The following is a 15,732-nucleotide window of genomic DNA, read 5'->3' on the forward strand; positions in this document are numbered from 1 at the left end:
ACAACTCGAATTAATAGCGTTTCCAGACGATTCGATTGACATAGTCAGTGTAACTGTGAACGATCCGCGCTACTTTTTCGGACACATTTGGCATGCTGTAATCTGCAACCAAGCGCAAAGTACGCTCCTCGCCAGATGCTTGGGAATCCAAGACCATGAGTCCTTGCAATACACGCTCAACTTCAAGCCCAACCATCATCACGGCAGCTTCTTCCATGCCTTCAGGACGTTCGTGTGCTTCACGAATGTTCAGCGCGGGAAAATTAAGTATCGATGATTCTTCGCTGATGGTCCCGCTGTCAGAAAGTACCGCTTTCGATTCCAGCTGAAGCTTGTTGTAGTCTTTGAATCCCAGGGGCTTCAGAAGTTTCACATTTTCATGAAACACGATGCCCATGGCGTCAACACGTTTTTGAGTACGTGGGTGGGTCGAAACAATCACCGGAAAACCAAACGTTGTGGCAACGGTGTTAAGAACATCCACCAGTTTCAGGAGATTTTTGTCAGAGTCGATGTTCTCTTCGCGGTGAGCACTGACGACAAAAAACTTACCTGCTTCAAGCCCTAAACGAGTCAACACGTCTGAAGACTCGATCCCATCACGATAATGGTTCAGGACCTCGAACATTGGACTGCCGGTCTTGATGACCATGTCGGGCGACAGGCCTTCCTTGAGCAGGTAATCGCGCGCGATAGTGCTGTAGGTAAGGTTGATGTCGGCGGTATGGTCGACAATGCGTCGATTGATTTCTTCCGGCACACGCATATCGAAGCAGCGATTGCCGGCTTCCATATGGAATGTTGGTATTTTGCGGCGCTTGGCAGGAATAACAGCCATGCAGCTGTTGGTGTCACCCAGCACTAAAAGCGCCTCAGGTTGAACCGACGCAAGCACACGATCAACGGCAATGATCACATTCCCGATTGTTTCCGCACCACTGCTACCCGCAGCGTTGAGAAAGTGATCCGGTTTACGAATTCCCAGGTCTTGGAAAAAAATCTCATTGAGTTCGTAGTCGTAGTTCTGTCCGGTGTGGACCAGTACGTGCTCACAATATTTATCAAGCGCGGCAATGACACGCGACAAACGGATGATCTCAGGACGCGTGCCTACGACTGTAACAATCTTCAATTTTTTCATTGTAATGCTCATTCCTTATGCGATCAGGCCTGGGTACCAACTGCCATGGTGTAGGTATCCGGCAGCTCACGATCAAAAATTTCGTTAGCCCACAGCATGACGACCATTTCGTCATCACCCACGTTCGTGATGTCGTGGCTCCAACCGGGCACGGTCTCGACGATTTCAGGCGTCTCGCCATCAGTGAACAATTCGTAGATTTCACCCGAGACTATGTGCCGAAACCGAAAACAAGCCTTGCCCTTGATAACCAGAAACTTTTCAGTTTTCGAATGGTGATAATGGCCACCCCGGGTTATGCCCGGATGCGCCGTAAAATATGAAAACTGCCCAGAATCCTTGGTCTTCAGCATCTCGACGAAGACGCCACGGGCGTCACCATGCTTCGGAACCTTGTAGGTAAAAGCCACAGGGGGTACATAGCTGAGGTAAGTAGAATACAGCGCCCGTACCAGGCCGGTGCCGACCCGCTCGGTAATCATCGACTCACGACTCTTCTTGAATGAGTAAAGCACTGATGAGAGTTCACCAACAGAAATCGAATAAACCGGCTCTACAACTGCAGTGGAACCAGCAGGATGTTTGCCATCCATAACAGCAATGAAACTGCTTACAACATCATCAATATAAACCAACGAAATTTTCGCATTGGCGTCGTTGATACTGATAGGCAAGTCGTTAACGATATTATGGCAAAACGTCGCAACGGCAGAATTGTAATTTGGACGAGCCCATTTACCAAAGACATTTGGTAACCGGAAAACTTGCACATCAACTCCATGCTCTGCGGAAAGTGCAGTTAGAGCATGTTCAGCATCACGCTTACTGGAGCCGTATGCATTATCCAGTTCAGCCTGAATTGAAGAAGTGTAAACGACAGGGATATTTCGACCACTCGCTGCCACCGAAGCACACAAGGCTCTGGTCAAGTCAGCGTTTCCGATCTTGAATTCGTCGACACTTTTAGGGCGATTGACCCCGGCCAGGTGAAAAATAAAATCCACTTCTTTGACGAGTCCATCCAGGGAGGTTATGTCATCGTCATGACAGAACCGCAGCACTTCGACATCTTTTCTCTCTTGCAAATGAGCAACAAGATTCTTGCCAATGAACCCATTGGCACCGGTGATCAATACTTTCATGCCTTACTCCTCGGGCACCGCATGCTCACCACGCTGGATCGCTTTCATAAAATCAAGCTTGAGCAGCAAACGCTTCATACCTTCAACATCCAGCCGCTCGGTATTATGCGAGTTGTAGTCTTCCATATGGGAAATCTTCTCCTCACCCTGCTCCACGAACTTGCTGTAGTTCAAGTCGCGCAAATCAGGTGGAACGCGGAAGTACTCTCCCATATCTTCGGCGCAGGCCATTTCCTCGCGACTCAGCAAAGCTTCGTAAAGTTTCTCGCCATGGCGTGTGCCGATAATCTGGATAGGATGCTCAGGCTGGCCAACCATTGCAGTCAACGCGCGAGCCAGTGTCTCCACCGTTGCAGCAGGCGCCTTCTGCACAAACAGATCACCGTTATTACCGTGCTCGAAGGCGTACAACACGAGATCCACGGCATCCGCCAGGGTCATCATGAAGCGGGTCATATTGGGATCGGTAATGGAAAGTGGCTTCCCTTCTCGTATCTGCTCGATAAACAGGGGAATAACCGAGCCTCTCGAGGCCATTACGTTGCCGTAACGAGTGCCGCAGATGACCGTCTTGGTCTCGTCAACATTGCGGGACTTGGCGACCATGACCTTTTCCATCATTGCCTTGGAAATGCCCATGGCGTTGATTGGATAGACCGCTTTATCAGTACTCAGGCAAACAACTCGCTTGACGCCGTTGTGGATCGCGGCCTCAAGCACGTTATCAGTACCGATAACATTGGTCTTGACCGCTTCCATCGGGTGAAACTCACACGATGGAACTTGCTTTAGCGCAGCAGCATGGAAAATATAGTCCACACCACGAGTAGCCGTCAGAATACTTTGATAATCTCTGACGTCGCCAATATAGAATTTAAGCTTCGGATGGGCATAGCGTTTGCGCATGTCATCTTGCTTTTTTTCATCGCGGCTGAAAATGCGGATTTCCGCAATTTCGCTGCTGAGAAAACGCTTTAAAACGGCATTTCCGAAGGATCCAGTGCCGCCGCTGATTAGCAATGTCTTGTTTGCAAAATTTTCCACGCAGAAGCTTCCCGAAAAAATATACGAAATTTTACCATAACATCCTGGTATTTTTTTGAAGAACATCTCAAAGCCACGCCAGGCATCAACAGATGCAAGCCGAACATCGCATGACGAGCTATCGCGACTATTCGCACCCCGCCGGCCGATGATTTTAGGTGCAAATGCCCAGCAACCCAAGAAGTTCGTCGCCGATCGCTCCGATTAAGCCTGCCATCAACTCACGGGCCTTGACCGACGATCGATCAGGTGGAAAAAACGGTGTGGATCCATTCCGCCATTGATCATTTACTGCGCAGCATCGATTGACCTCGGAAGCCGTGGGGCTGACCACACTTGCTTCTGACGAACAAAAAGGATCGCTTCCTCATCACTCCGCTGTGCCGCTGTGCACCGTAAATCCTCCTTACCTCTTCGGGTTGCCCAGGCTTTGTCGACGAGTGTAATATCGTCTGCCCCTTACAGAATGCTGTGAATCTGACCCCAAGGAAGATGCACAGGATTATCCCGAACCAGTTTTCAAGTGTGAGAGGAGACGCGCGGGGCGATACAGTGAAGGGTTTCAAGCACGGCTGCCTCCTTACCATTGTGCATAGATGCTTTTTTTCGATTGGATCTGACTAGTGAATGTCATCGCCTTTGACTATGTACCAGATGTCTTTCGCAAGCCCCTACATCGCAATGCAGAAATTGGACCTTCCGCACAGGCAGGATTCAGAGCCCACTCGCAAAGTTGCGTGGCGGGTGCGAATGACTCCCAGGACAGCTTGGCACGATCAGACAAAACCGGGCTGGATGGCGTGCAGTAAACCACGACTCAATCTCACCCTGTGCCCTCAACAATTATTGCCAAGTCCGCATTACTCCACGCCGCCCAGGATCAGCTTTAATGCACTTCTGCCTCAGCTCCGATCAGCTAACCAGCTTGGCCCAACCAACATGGACAAGATTTATTGGTCCGAGGCAGATCCAGCTTCTGCGCTGCGGGACGGTCGCCTTGGATGAAGCGGGTAGCTCAGCGAGCCCTTGGAAGCGCGACGATTTACGAAAAACCTTGAAAACAAATCCGTATTAGGTAGCCCGTTTGGAAAAAATGCATCTAATAAAGGGTGGTTGCGCTTTAATTGTCAGCAGTGGATAGCTCCTTCGCTGACAAAATCTAATTTATCGGCAGTATTTTTAGACTTATCGGAGGAGCAGAATGAGCTTGCTAAAATGGATAGATTTCCCACTTGTCGGTGATGCTCGCGGTTCTCTTGTCATCTTGGAAGGGTCTAAGACAATACCGTTCGAGATGAAGCGCGCCTACTACATTTTCGGAACACAGGGGAGCTTGTCCCGCGGGTTTCATGCCCACCGAAAACTGCAGCAAGTGGCGGTATGCGTGAGCGGCCGATGCCGCATGGTGTTGGATGACGGGAAGAAGCGCGAAGACGAATGGCTCGACACGCCTACGAAAGGACTGATCATCGACCCCATGGTGTGGCATGAAATGCACGATTTCAGTCCTGACTGTGTGCTGCTCGTCTTCGCAAGCGACCACTACGATGAAGCAGATTACCTTCGTGACTACGAAGATTTCACTGCCCATATCGAATAACTTTAATTGCTCTCGCATGTTAACAAGCTGGATATAAAATGATTAACTTCCTTGATCTTAAACAAATTAACGCCAATTCCCGCGACGAGCTGATTGAAGCTTGCACACGAGTCATTGACTCTGGCTGGTACATTGCCGGTAGCGAACTAGCACGATTCGAGAGCGAGTTTGCCGATTACTGCGGGAGCAAACATTGCATTGGTGTTGCAAATGGTTTGGATGCGCTAATCCTGACTCTGCGCGCTTGGAAGGAACTGTCTAAGCTCAAAGATGGCGACGAAGTGATTGTACCGGCTAACACCTACATCGCGAGCGTCCTCGCTATTACTGAGAATAACCTTGTTCCTGTATTGGTAGAACCTGATGAAGGCAGTTACAACTTATGCCCTCAGAAGGTAAAATCAGCTATAACTTCAAAAACTCGCGCAATCCTGCCAGTGCACTTATATGGCCAACTAGCTGATATGCCTACACTCCTTGATATCGCCAAACAACACAACCTATTGGTGCTTGAAGACTGTGCTCAATCACACGGAGCAAGCGTCAATGGACGCAAGGCGGGCAATTGGGGTGACGCCTCCGGGTTCAGTTTCTACCCTGGCAAAAACCTCGGCGCACTCGGCGATGCTGGTGCCATTACCACTAATGACGATGAGTTGGCGCAGACTCTTCGCGCTCTACGCAATTATGGTTCGCACGAAAAGTACAAGAATCTATATCAAGGCGTTAATAGCCGACTTGACGAGATTCAAGCAGCCATGCTTAGTGTAAAACTCAAGCATCTGGATGAGCAAACTACACACCGACGTCAAATTGCGCAGTTGTATATGGAAGGCATAAAAAATTTAGCGATTACACTGCCAGTTGAACTCAACCATGCGCCGCTTGACCTGACCACGCACGTTTGGCACTTGTTTGTTATCCGATGCGAACAGCGTGATGCGTTACAACAACATCTTTTGCGCAATGGTGTACAAACCCTGATCCACTATCCAATACCTCCGCACCAACAACAGGCTTACCCGCAGTTGAATGCGATGAGTTTTCCTATCACAGAAAAAATTCACCAGCAGGTCTTGAGCTTGCCCATGGGCCCGACACTCACTTTCGATGAGGCTGCCCAAGTCGTAGAAGCTTGTAACAGCTTTTCCTCATAAGGCCGACTGAGCATGACCCTAATTAAGACCAGCCTGCTCAATGGGATTGCGGTCATCATCAAAATTCTGACTCTATTGGGCATTAACAAAATTCTCGCGGTCTATGTAGGGCCGTCTGGGTATGCCGCGATAGGTCAGTTTCAGAATGCCGTACAAATGATCACCACTTTTGCGAGTGGAGCAATCAATAATGGTGTCACAAGATATACCGCAGAGTATTTCGACGACGAACCCCAGCAGCACCTCGTCTGGCGAACCGCCGGCACCATTGCATTAGCTGGCTCGATGGTTACAGGCGCTATTCTCGCCCTTTTCAACCAGACACTGGCGACTTGGTTTTTAAAAGATGCCAATTATGGTGGCGTATTTCTATGGTTCGCTGCAACTTTAGTGCTCTTTACATTTAATACCCTGTTGTTAGCAATACTGAATGGGAAAAAAGAAATAGTTCGCTATGTGATTGCCAATATAGCCGGCAGCATTTTCGCATTGTTAGTCACCACCACCATGGCGATAAATCTCGGTCTTTACGGCGCATTGGTTGCATTGGCTATATACCAATCAATTAGTTTCTTTGTGACTTTGTTTATCTGCTACAAAGCGCCTTGGTTCAAGATACGATATCTGGTAGGCGGCCTCGATAAACAGACAGTAATAAATCTCGGTAAATACACGTTAATGGCGCTAACCTCGGCCGCTTGCGTGCCGATCAGCCACATACTGGTCCGGAATCACCTTGGTGAAAACTTCGGCTGGAACGCCGCCGGTTATTGGGAAGCCCTTTGGCGACTGAGTACAGCCTATCTAATGCTGGTCACCACCACATTGAGTGTATATTACCTACCCCGACTTTCTGAATTAAAACTGTCTACGGAAATAAAAAAGGAAATTGTCCAGGGTTATAAAATCGTTCTACCAGTTGCTGCCGCATGCGGCCTAATTATATACCTGCTACGCGACCTGATTATCATGCTGCTGTTTACTAAGGACTTTGCCCCCATGCGAGAATTATTCGCATGGCAAATGTTGGGTGACACCCTGAAAATCGGTAGCTGGATTTTGGCCTATCTAATGTTAGGGAAGGCCATGTTTAAGCTATTTATAGTTACTGAGATAGTCTTCGCAAGCGGATTTGTCGTACTCACGTGGATATTTACTAATATTATGGGCCTTGAAGGTGTAGCTGTCGCTCACGCAGTGAACTACGCCGCTTACTGGCTTGTTATGGCGTACTTTGTGCAGCGCTATCTTCAGAAAAACACACAACAAATTTGAAATTTTATTTAGCGGATTAAAAATGAATAGCAATTCCCCAAAAGTCAGCATATTCATGATTTCATACAACCAGTCAACTCTGATAGAAGAGGCTGTATTGTCTTGCTTAGAGCAAGATTATAACAATATCGAAATTGTAATCTCGGACGACGGATCCACCGATGGAACAGCGGAGATTTTGGCGCGTTTCAAAGAGAAGAATCCTGAGAAAATCAATTTAATCTTGAATCCGGTCAATCAAGGCATTGTTAAAAATTCAAATGTTGCACTTTCAAATTGCTCAGGCGACCTTGTGGCATTCATGGGCGGGGATGATATTTTATATCCAAAAAAGATTAGTCGCCAAGTTGAAGCTTTTGTATCTGATCCTGAAGTCGTTTTTTGTTACCACCCCTGCCATATTTTGAAGAACGGCGTAATCACAGAGACTGTAGGTAACCGTTCGAAAGATATAGTCACAAACTTCTACGAAATGATGGCGAACTATGGAGCCCAAATTCCAGGCCCCGTGCCCATGGTCGCTAGATCGGCCATTCCTGATGGCGGGTTCAACGAAAAAATTTCGACGGCGTGCGACTGGCTGTTGTTCATCGAAATCAGTTCAAAGGGTAAAGTTGTACGATTAAATGAGGTACTTTCAATTTATCGGAAGCATGACAACAATATCGGTCATAAAATATTCTCATACGCTGATAACTTCCTCCAAACATTAGATCTTGTCGAGGAAAAATATGGGGCTGACCCAAAGGTAGTCACTGCTTGCAATAAAGGTCGAAAAAGATTTCTATTAGGAATAATTTACAACGCGATACTCGCTAAAAACAAAGACGCTTTAAATAAATACATTCAGATCTACAAAAAAGCTGGCGGGCGCGCCCCTCAAATTATTCATGCGATTGGAGCCCTACCCTTCTCCAGCTGGCTATTTCGTTCAATCAAAAATTCAATGAAGAAGATTTTTTAGCAGGACACAACTGAAGGCTTATTATTTAGGCTAAAAACTGGAACATTGGTGATCTAGAATGACCATCTCGAAAACTGGAGAGTCTGGCGATGGAATTGGTAAATTTCTGCTTTAACCGAACGGATTTTATCATTGCTGAGATCTTGCCCAGACGCACGCCGATGAATTCATCAAGCCACGACCGTACTATACTCGACCACCTCGACATACAACGACGCGCTCACTTGAGCAACCTTAATATTATACTTGGGCATATTTATGGATAACATCAAAAACGAAATAAGCCCTCGAGATTATATTTTTATATTTCTTACTGTAGGCGCGTACCTGCTCCACACCCTGAGAAACATAACAGAATTATACTCCGGACTTCCAATTTTAATCTCGATGGCCGGCTTTTTGTTATATTCATTAAACAGAACAAAAGTTGATAGCGTGGGATTCTACGCGCTAGTTCTATTCTTTCTATCATATCTTCTACCGTTGACCTATTCCTTTCTATGGTATCCCGATGAAAGCTATACAGTTTCATTTGCAAGATACCTTTATATGATCCCTTTTGCGCTATTTTGTATTCTCGCTATTAAAAGCACCGTTCACTACGTATTTTTATTAAAAGTTTTTTCGCTCTTTATTTTGCTAGGCGGATTTTCGATATTTTACCAAATTGTTTTTGGTCCGATATCCTGGTTTCCCGAGGCTTCTGAACGTGAAGGCTTAGTGCGTTTTTCCTCGCTCGCAGGAAACTTGACTGCATATGGAGTCTTCGGCGGTTTGGCACTGCCCGTTATATATTTCCTATTCGACAACAAGCTTGTTCGCAACTGCTCTCTAGTAATTGTAATAATCGCAATGCTCTGCACCTTACAGAAAGCCGCGATCGTTAACATAGCATTATTTTTCATGCTTTTATTTCTCTCGGGAGCCATGATTAATAAACTCAAGATAATTGGATTTGTAGTCTTCATCCTCCCTACATTGATCTTCGTGTTCTACTTCCTTGAAGTTAGCTACGTGGTTGCCACGGTAGATAATATTTTCAGATTCAAGGAAGGCTCGGGGGCGTCAGATGTCACGTTCGCACAGAGCTTACTCGACCGCTTATGGTTCTTACCGTCTCAGTTATACGAACTGCATGGTTCTTCCGGATTGATTTTTGGAGTGGGGATGGTAGGAGGCTCAGGGACTTTGGGGTTCCCAGATTATCCAATGGCGCATAATGGGATTTTTGACCTTCTGTTCATAGGTGGAATTTTAAATCTCGCAGTGTTCTCAACGTTGGCAGTTTTCATTTTGTGCCGGCTAAAAAAACTGCAGAACTACTGTGACTCTCAGAGTTATTCTCATACGGTTATAAAGGTTTCTATATTCATCTACTTATTAATCCTAGTGAATATGCTTTTTGCAGGGCCTTTACATGTACAACCGTATGGAGGAGTAATTTTTTACGCTGTAACAGTTTTTGTTTGCCTACGGCCCGATGAAATAAAAAGATTGGTCATTAACCACAAAACAAACCATGCTGCAAGAATCGCGTAACAGCTTTTGATTAAATATTGCGCCAGTTCCACTGATACCACAGACCGTGCGCGTCTGTCACATCACAAGCAGTTTTTTGGGCGAAGTGTCGCCTGATGTCTAAAACAACATAGTTCCTTCTTGCGAAGATGGTGGATAGCACACCAAGCCAAGTTCACCTATATTTCACCTGGAACCACTTCCTTGATCGTAAGCGATCCATAAACCCCACTTATTTTATAAAGGGGTGTGGTCAGGTATTAGAGTCGGGCACCTGCTCCGTTTGAGTCCTTATCCCGAACAACCGGTCGGCTATCTCTCGACCTCGCGCCAGTCCTTCCTCCGTCAACCAGATGGATTTGTTTATGTAGTCTGGATCACTGATGAAACCATGTTCATGCAGTCGATTCATGATCTCGAAGTCGAACCCTTTCCACGCATTGCCTTTGTCGGAGCTGTAGGCTGCTAACAGCGCAAGCACTGCGTCTTCAATCAGTTTGTCGTCGTATTCCATGGTCGTTGCTCCGCTCGTATTCTTTAAGCGCTCCGAAAGCCCCACCAATCACCAAGATGGATAGCACATCTAGCTCTGATATACCGGCGAAAAGTTCCACGGCAGCAGGGCTTCGTAATCCTCAACCGAAGTCGCCATTGGCAGGCGCTCAAGTGCGTGGCGCAGCCACGCATAGGGTTCTTGGCCGTTGGCTTTGGCGGTCTCGACCAGGCTGTAAAGTCGAGCGCTAGCCTTCGCGCCTTTGGGCGTATCGCTGAACAACCAGTTCTTTCTTCCGATTACAAAATACAGCGTCGACGGTTTTCACATTGACGACTGCTGAGCTTGCAAGCTTTGCACTAAGGTCGAAGCTGATTCTCCAGGGTGGGACGTTCTGCGTGGTTGAGACGATGCACAACGGCGCACCCACTGGCGCAAAAAACAACACCGTCTTGTCTGGTCCGATACCAGCCTCAGGAACGTCCGGTGTGACGGTAACCTTCACAGCCGGAGCAGCACGCAGCGTGATCAATTGCACTGTGTTGAACAACAGCGGACAGACCATCAGCGCTGAACTGCAAGTAGAAAACCTTTCATCTTGTTCAATTTCCACCGTATCAGAGCTTTAACTGAAAAGGGTGCAGGATGATGTTCTGCACCCTTACTGATCTGCTGAAACGGTGCAATTATCTCACGGACGCACCATCGATACTCAAATTGCTATACGATTTTTCAACTTTTGTATTTCTAATAGATCTCAGAAAATTCAGAGTTCTCGTTTTAGCTTGCATTTCGAATTTTCTGAAAAGTAAGTAGCTGAGGGCCAAGCTTAGTGTCGCATAGATAATAGAGAAAATGATCTCGTTTGCTGCGCCTGTCATGCCAAGCATGTCGAGTCGGACCATCTCGCCATACCGGATTACAAGTTGATGTACCAAGTACAGCGCAAAGCTGGCTTCTCCCAGGGTTACTAGTACTTGATTCGACAGCACGCGAGCAAGGAGGCCGTTCTGATAAGCAAATGCGAACACTATTAGGCCCATCGGGATAATGTAGTAGGCGTCATACCTGTAGTTTACATCTACCCTAATACCATAATAAAGCGCGACCCCAAGCAGGGATAAGGAAGAAAGCTGAAGCGTTGTAGAGGCTATTACCCCAGGAGCGCGAGATTTGTCAAAAACTCTGAATAACAGTAATCCGAAAATAAAATCGGGTATGCGCATAGCAGGAGCTATGTACATGATGTAGTGAAGTGGTGTAGATCCCATACCTCTGTCTGTCAGATATTTGAGCGCTAAAATTGAAATTGCTAATGCCAGTAGTGATTGTGTTTTCATTCTTATTAGTAGAGGGAAAAATAGATAGAAAAACATTTCTACCGAAAGGCTCCATGATGGAGCGTTGAATGAAAAGTATGTATCTCCCGATGAAAATAATCCATGCGTGAGCGTAGCATTTAAAAGAAAAATATCAATTACATTGCTTATGTGCGTCATTTTTAATGTGACCAGCAATGCAATTGGCACCGCAAGTAATAGCGTCAATAAATGCAACGGATAGATTCGCGCTATGCGTGCACACATAAAATCTATGAAGTCTATTTTATTGGCTTTAGATTTGTCATTATACGAGTACGAAAGAATGAATCCGGAAAGGATAAAGAAGAAAGTAACGCCAATGTATCCTTCGGAGAAAAATCGGGCATAGAGCCATCGGATAGTTTCCGATTCGCTCGTCGCGGTAAAACCCAAATGACTGAAAAACACCATCGCTGCGGCGCCGAATCTAAGCGATGTCAGAGCGTGGAGGGGGGGGCTCATGCTTCTTATTTTCCTTTTAGCTGCGCTCGATAGCCCTATGCCATCGCGAGCGCGAATTTTATATGAAACCTTTGTAAAAGTCGCTTAAACGGTGAAGGCAACGTGCCAGCTCATTGATCCATGCTTGCGGTGTTTGCCAATGGCCGCTCCTTGACGTGCTGGCGTCACTGGCAGTGAAAATCAAAATTCGCTTTGCGCTGCTCAGCACGTCACCCCGCGCACTATAGCAGTGGGAATCACCACAATTGCCGCGCCATCTCGAGTGATGCACTGTGCACGCACGCTGGTCCGTGCTCCAGCGGGCCGTCAGGCAAGCGATCTGGCTGAAGTTGCTGGGCGAGCGATCGCCTGCGGCATGATGTGATAGGTTATTGGGATGCTTAGATGGGTTGAGTGCCATCGCCGACGTCTCAATCCATTGGCGCCCTCAGGCTTGAAAGGTGATAGTGTAGTAATTTGAAATTAGGCCCCAATTTTCCGGGGCTTACGTCTTTTTTGGGGCATGAATTTTGCTAACCTTGGTCATACCCGTTTATCGCAATGAGGCTTCTATCCCACAGTTGCTCTTGGCGGTTGATAAGATTAATGACTTTTTAAAGAGTGAACTGGAGGTTGTGTTTGTTGTAGATGGCAGTCCAGACAAATGTTATGAGCTCCTGAAGCAGGATCTACCCAGTAGAGCTTTTCGCTCCAAGCTGATCTTGTTATCGCGAAATTTTGGATCGTTCATGGCGATACGCACCGGCTTTCAGTTTGGCTCAGGCCAACGATTCGCTGTGATGGCCGCGGATCTCCAAGAGCCACCCGAGCTAGTTCTGGAGATGAACTCTATCCTCACAGCCAAGAAAGTAGACGTTGTCGTGGGCGTGCGCGAAGGTCGTGACGATCCATTGGTGAGTCGAGTAGCGTCTAAGGTCTTCTGGGGCCTGTATCGTCGCTACGTGGTCCCTGAAATACCGCAAGGTGGAGTGGATATGTTCGCCTGCAGTAGGCCTTTTCGAGATACGTTACTGACGTTGGAAGAACGACACAGCTCCCTCATCTCGCAAATTTTCTGGCTGGGATTCAGAAGGGCGACGGTAAAATACACTCGAAATAAACGGGAGCACGGCGTGTCTGCCTGGACATTGCGCAAAAAAATAAACTACATGATGGACAGCGTATTTGCATTCACTGATCTTCCAATTCGCTTGCTAATACGAGTAGGCGGAGCAGGGGCTATGTTGGCGCTACTGTTTGGCCTGGTTGTAATTGTCGCAAAATTGGAAGGAAACATCGTGGTCCCCGGTTACGCGGTAACCATTCTGATGATCACCTTGCTGGGGAGCTTGAATTTGATGGGTCTGGGTATTGTGGGGTCGTATGCATGGCGAACATACGAAAATACGAAAAACAGACCATTGGCGATCCCCATGCGTGTCGATAGCTACGAAAAAATGGACGGGTGATTCGAATCGCGGTCCACAGTCGTTGCGGATTTCAAGCTCCGTAAACTTGTAAGAAGACATGAGTGTGGACTGTTTTAGGGGCGGAACCTTGTTGTATTACATCCTATATTATCTGTCGATCTCCATTTGGAGTGTTCCTGAGATAAGTATGCATATGGAAGGCTCTTGTGCTTAATAAAATCATGGCGACGGGCGCATTTCGGCGTTTTCTACTCAGTGGTATATTTAATACGCTGGTGACGTATGTCCTTTATTTGGTGTTGCTATTTTTTTGTTCTTATCAGACTAGCTACACAATTGCCTATTGCTCAGGCGTAGTGCTGGCATATTATCTCAATAGATTGGTGGTATTCAAAAGTCATCGTGGCTTGCGATCTATTCTTTTATTCCCACTTATTTATATTGTTCAGTATTGTTTAACAAGTATTTTGCTATGGTTATTAGTTGTCCGTTTTGGTGTGGGTGAGCGATTTGCATTGCTGGTTGGTATTGCTCTTATGGTGCCAATTAACTTTGTGATGTCCAAGAGTGTTTTTACTCATAATAAATAAATGGCTGGAGCGATGAATTGAATAAGGTTTCTGTTCTGAACGGATTGGCGGTGGCGGGTTTGCTACTGCTAGTTCATATGGTCGTTGGGCTCGTACCCGTTGGCGATGGCGCGGGGTGGGACGGCCAGCTCTATCTTCAATATGTTCAAAAATTAGCCCAAGGAAATCCGATAGAGGACGATCCTTACCGGACGATTCGTATGTCTGGTTTTTTACCATTGATACTGGCATCTGCGGCGGGCGCGTCTCTAGAAAGCCTGATCTGGATTCAACTTTTTCTTAACATATTTATGCTGTCGATCGGAGCTGCGCTACTTCACGACACCATGATGCGGCTATCTGTAAAAAAATCAGTAGCTACAATATCCGTAGCGATATTGGCCTGTAGCTGGGTGTTTGCATGTATGCCCATGTTTTACCCAGTGCTCAGCGATAATGTTGTATTAGCCATGGTTTGTATCTGCCTCTGGTGCTGGGTGCGGTCCTATCGGTGGGCAGTTTACAGTTTTTGCGCTTATTTTACTTGGCTAATGCCTGGCTTATTTCTTATTCCTTTAATCTTGGCGGCATTCCCGCATAGGCATTATGAACGGCAAGATTACAATTTTTCTAATTTTAGGTGTGCACTGGTATTATTTGCTGTAGTCGCGCTACCATTATCTGTACTGATGCTTTCCATGATTGCTGATATCCCCCAGTCAGCCGTGGCTATGCATGGCGCCAGTGTGGTTGGCCAAACTGCAAGTTCCGACATGTTGTTGTTGTCGATCACTGCCATGCTTATTTCCCTGTCGTTGATCATATGGCTGGCTGTTAGGTTGTTACTGGATGCTATAACTTGGCAATCAGTTAGCTTTCGTGGCCTTATCACGGGAATTTCTTTCTTCGTTGTTTCAGCAATTTTGATCAAGACGTGTGTTGATTGGAGCGCAGGTTTCAAAGGCCCGCCGCTGTTTGAGTATCTTTTTTATCAGTCGTTAGCTGCGCCTTTTAAACCGATAATCGCGCATTTTATCAGCTTCGGACCTGTAATATTACTAGCTCTATATACGTGCATAGCCTTCGCGTTTAGGTATTCAGATTCTACCCCGAGGGCACTAATCGTCATTTGTTGTGCCTTCCTGCCGTTGCTCGCCTACGGCTCTGAGACAAGGCAGTGGATTGGCATGCTGCCAATCGCCGTGCTTATTTTCGCCGTTTCAGATTTTACGTGGTTGGCGCGAGTGTGGTGTCTGGTTGTGTCGGGCGTGGTGTTCGCACCTTCTCTGTGGCTAAAGAGCTACGTGGCAATTGCAGTGTCCGCCGGGTTAAGTTTTCAAAGCTTTGAATGGCAATTTTATTTCGGACGGCATGGGCCATGGATGTCCATCACTGTTTATCAGGCGGGGCTGATCCTGGCACTTGGTTTTATCGTCGTTACAATATTGTTGCAAAAGAAAGCGAAGGGACTTGTTCCACCTGCTGTTGTTTGATGGAAAAGGAGTTACAGGACTGCATTAGGCCTGCCTTCTGGGCGCTCCGAATTCGAGATTGAATCGCTGCCCCCCATTAATGCCCGCGAACCCGCGGGTATTTT

The 15,732-nt window shown here is 46.9% G+C and carries 14 protein-coding genes and 1 pseudogene; 8 read left to right on the forward strand and 7 right to left on the reverse strand.

Features of this window, described 5'->3' with window-relative positions; all coding sequences use genetic code 11:
* Window positions 1-10 precede the first annotated feature (10 nt).
* Genes wecB through ACA075_RS21560 form a run of 3 tightly spaced genes read right to left on the reverse strand, consistent with a single transcriptional unit; the run spans window position 11 to window position 3,327 of the window.
* On the reverse strand, window positions 11-1,141 hold the full coding sequence (gene wecB, locus ACA075_RS21550) for a non-hydrolyzing UDP-N-acetylglucosamine 2-epimerase (protein ID WP_497295231.1): 1,131 nt from the start codon (window positions 1,139-1,141) through the stop codon (window positions 11-13).
* Between the two features lie 23 nt (window positions 1,142-1,164).
* A complete protein-coding gene (gene wbjC, locus ACA075_RS21555) occupies window positions 1,165-2,283 on the reverse strand; it encodes a UDP-2-acetamido-2,6-beta-L-arabino-hexul-4-ose reductase (protein ID WP_497295233.1) in 1,119 nt (372 codons plus the stop codon).
* A gap of 3 nt (window positions 2,284-2,286) precedes the next feature.
* On the reverse strand, window positions 2,287-3,327 hold the full coding sequence (locus ACA075_RS21560) for a polysaccharide biosynthesis protein (protein WP_497295235.1): 1,041 nt from the start codon (window positions 3,325-3,327) through the stop codon (window positions 2,287-2,289).
* Between the two features lie 1,201 nt (window positions 3,328-4,528).
* On the opposite strand from ACA075_RS21560, the gene ACA075_RS21565 reads away from it, so the two are divergent.
* The 5 genes from ACA075_RS21565 (at window position 4,529) to ACA075_RS21585 (ending at window position 9,862) form a co-directional block, all read left to right on the forward strand.
* Window positions 4,529-4,927, forward strand: coding sequence for a sugar 3,4-ketoisomerase (locus ACA075_RS21565; protein ID WP_497295236.1), 399 nt, complete (start codon window positions 4,529-4,531; stop codon window positions 4,925-4,927).
* 38 nt (window positions 4,928-4,965) lie between these two features.
* Entirely contained in the window at window positions 4,966-6,084 is a 1,119-nt protein-coding gene (locus ACA075_RS21570; RefSeq protein WP_497295238.1) for a DegT/DnrJ/EryC1/StrS family aminotransferase, read from the forward strand.
* 12 nt (window positions 6,085-6,096) lie between these two features.
* Window positions 6,097-7,359 carry an O-antigen translocase gene (locus ACA075_RS21575; RefSeq protein WP_497295240.1) on the forward strand — a complete coding sequence of 421 codons (1,263 nt, stop codon included), beginning with the start codon at window positions 6,097-6,099 and terminating at the stop codon, window positions 7,357-7,359.
* 22 nt (window positions 7,360-7,381) lie between these two features.
* Entirely contained in the window at window positions 7,382-8,323 is a 942-nt protein-coding gene (locus ACA075_RS21580) for a glycosyltransferase family 2 protein (RefSeq protein ID WP_497295242.1), read from the forward strand.
* 258 nt (window positions 8,324-8,581) lie between these two features.
* Window positions 8,582-9,862 (forward strand): hypothetical protein, encoded by a 1,281-nt coding sequence (locus ACA075_RS21585; protein ID WP_497295244.1) that lies wholly within the window; start codon window positions 8,582-8,584, stop codon window positions 9,860-9,862.
* Between the two features lie 232 nt (window positions 9,863-10,094).
* Here the strand turns inward: ACA075_RS21585 and ACA075_RS21590 are convergent, their stop codons facing one another.
* The 4 genes and pseudogenes from ACA075_RS21590 to ACA075_RS21605 form a co-directional block, all read right to left on the reverse strand.
* Window positions 10,095-10,355 (reverse strand): DUF6429 family protein, encoded by a 261-nt coding sequence (locus tag ACA075_RS21590; protein ID WP_497295246.1) that lies wholly within the window; start codon window positions 10,353-10,355, stop codon window positions 10,095-10,097.
* Between the two features lie 69 nt (window positions 10,356-10,424).
* Window positions 10,425-10,640: pseudogene (locus tag ACA075_RS21595) on the reverse strand (transposase domain-containing protein); the annotation flags it as partial.
* Window positions 10,582-10,947: a hypothetical protein gene (locus ACA075_RS21600; protein ID WP_497295248.1), complete on the reverse strand. Its 366-nt coding sequence runs from the start codon at window positions 10,945-10,947 to the stop codon at window positions 10,582-10,584. The pseudogene ACA075_RS21595 and the gene ACA075_RS21600, both read right to left, overlap by 59 nt.
* A gap of 73 nt (window positions 10,948-11,020) precedes the next feature.
* On the reverse strand, window positions 11,021-12,157 hold the full coding sequence (locus ACA075_RS21605; protein ID WP_497295250.1) for an acyltransferase family protein: 1,137 nt from the start codon (window positions 12,155-12,157) through the stop codon (window positions 11,021-11,023).
* Window positions 12,158-12,666: 509 nt separating this feature from the next.
* Between ACA075_RS21605 and ACA075_RS21610 the strand changes: the two genes are divergently transcribed.
* From ACA075_RS21610 to ACA075_RS21620, 3 genes are all read left to right on the forward strand, one after another.
* The gene (locus ACA075_RS21610; RefSeq protein ID WP_497295252.1) at window positions 12,667-13,605 is read left to right on the forward strand and encodes a glycosyltransferase family 2 protein; all 939 of its coding nucleotides are present in this window, start codon (window positions 12,667-12,669) and stop codon (window positions 13,603-13,605) included.
* A 167-nt stretch (window positions 13,606-13,772) separates the two neighbouring features.
* Window positions 13,773-14,156 carry a GtrA family protein gene (locus tag ACA075_RS21615; protein WP_497295254.1) on the forward strand — a complete coding sequence of 128 codons (384 nt, stop codon included), beginning with the start codon at window positions 13,773-13,775 and terminating at the stop codon, window positions 14,154-14,156.
* Between the two features lie 17 nt (window positions 14,157-14,173).
* Window positions 14,174-15,628 carry a hypothetical protein gene (locus ACA075_RS21620; RefSeq protein ID WP_497295256.1) on the forward strand — a complete coding sequence of 485 codons (1,455 nt, stop codon included), beginning with the start codon at window positions 14,174-14,176 and terminating at the stop codon, window positions 15,626-15,628.
* The last annotated feature ends 104 nt before the right edge of the window (window positions 15,629-15,732 follow it).

The organism is Pseudomonas sp. LBUM1663, assembly GCF_059695905.1.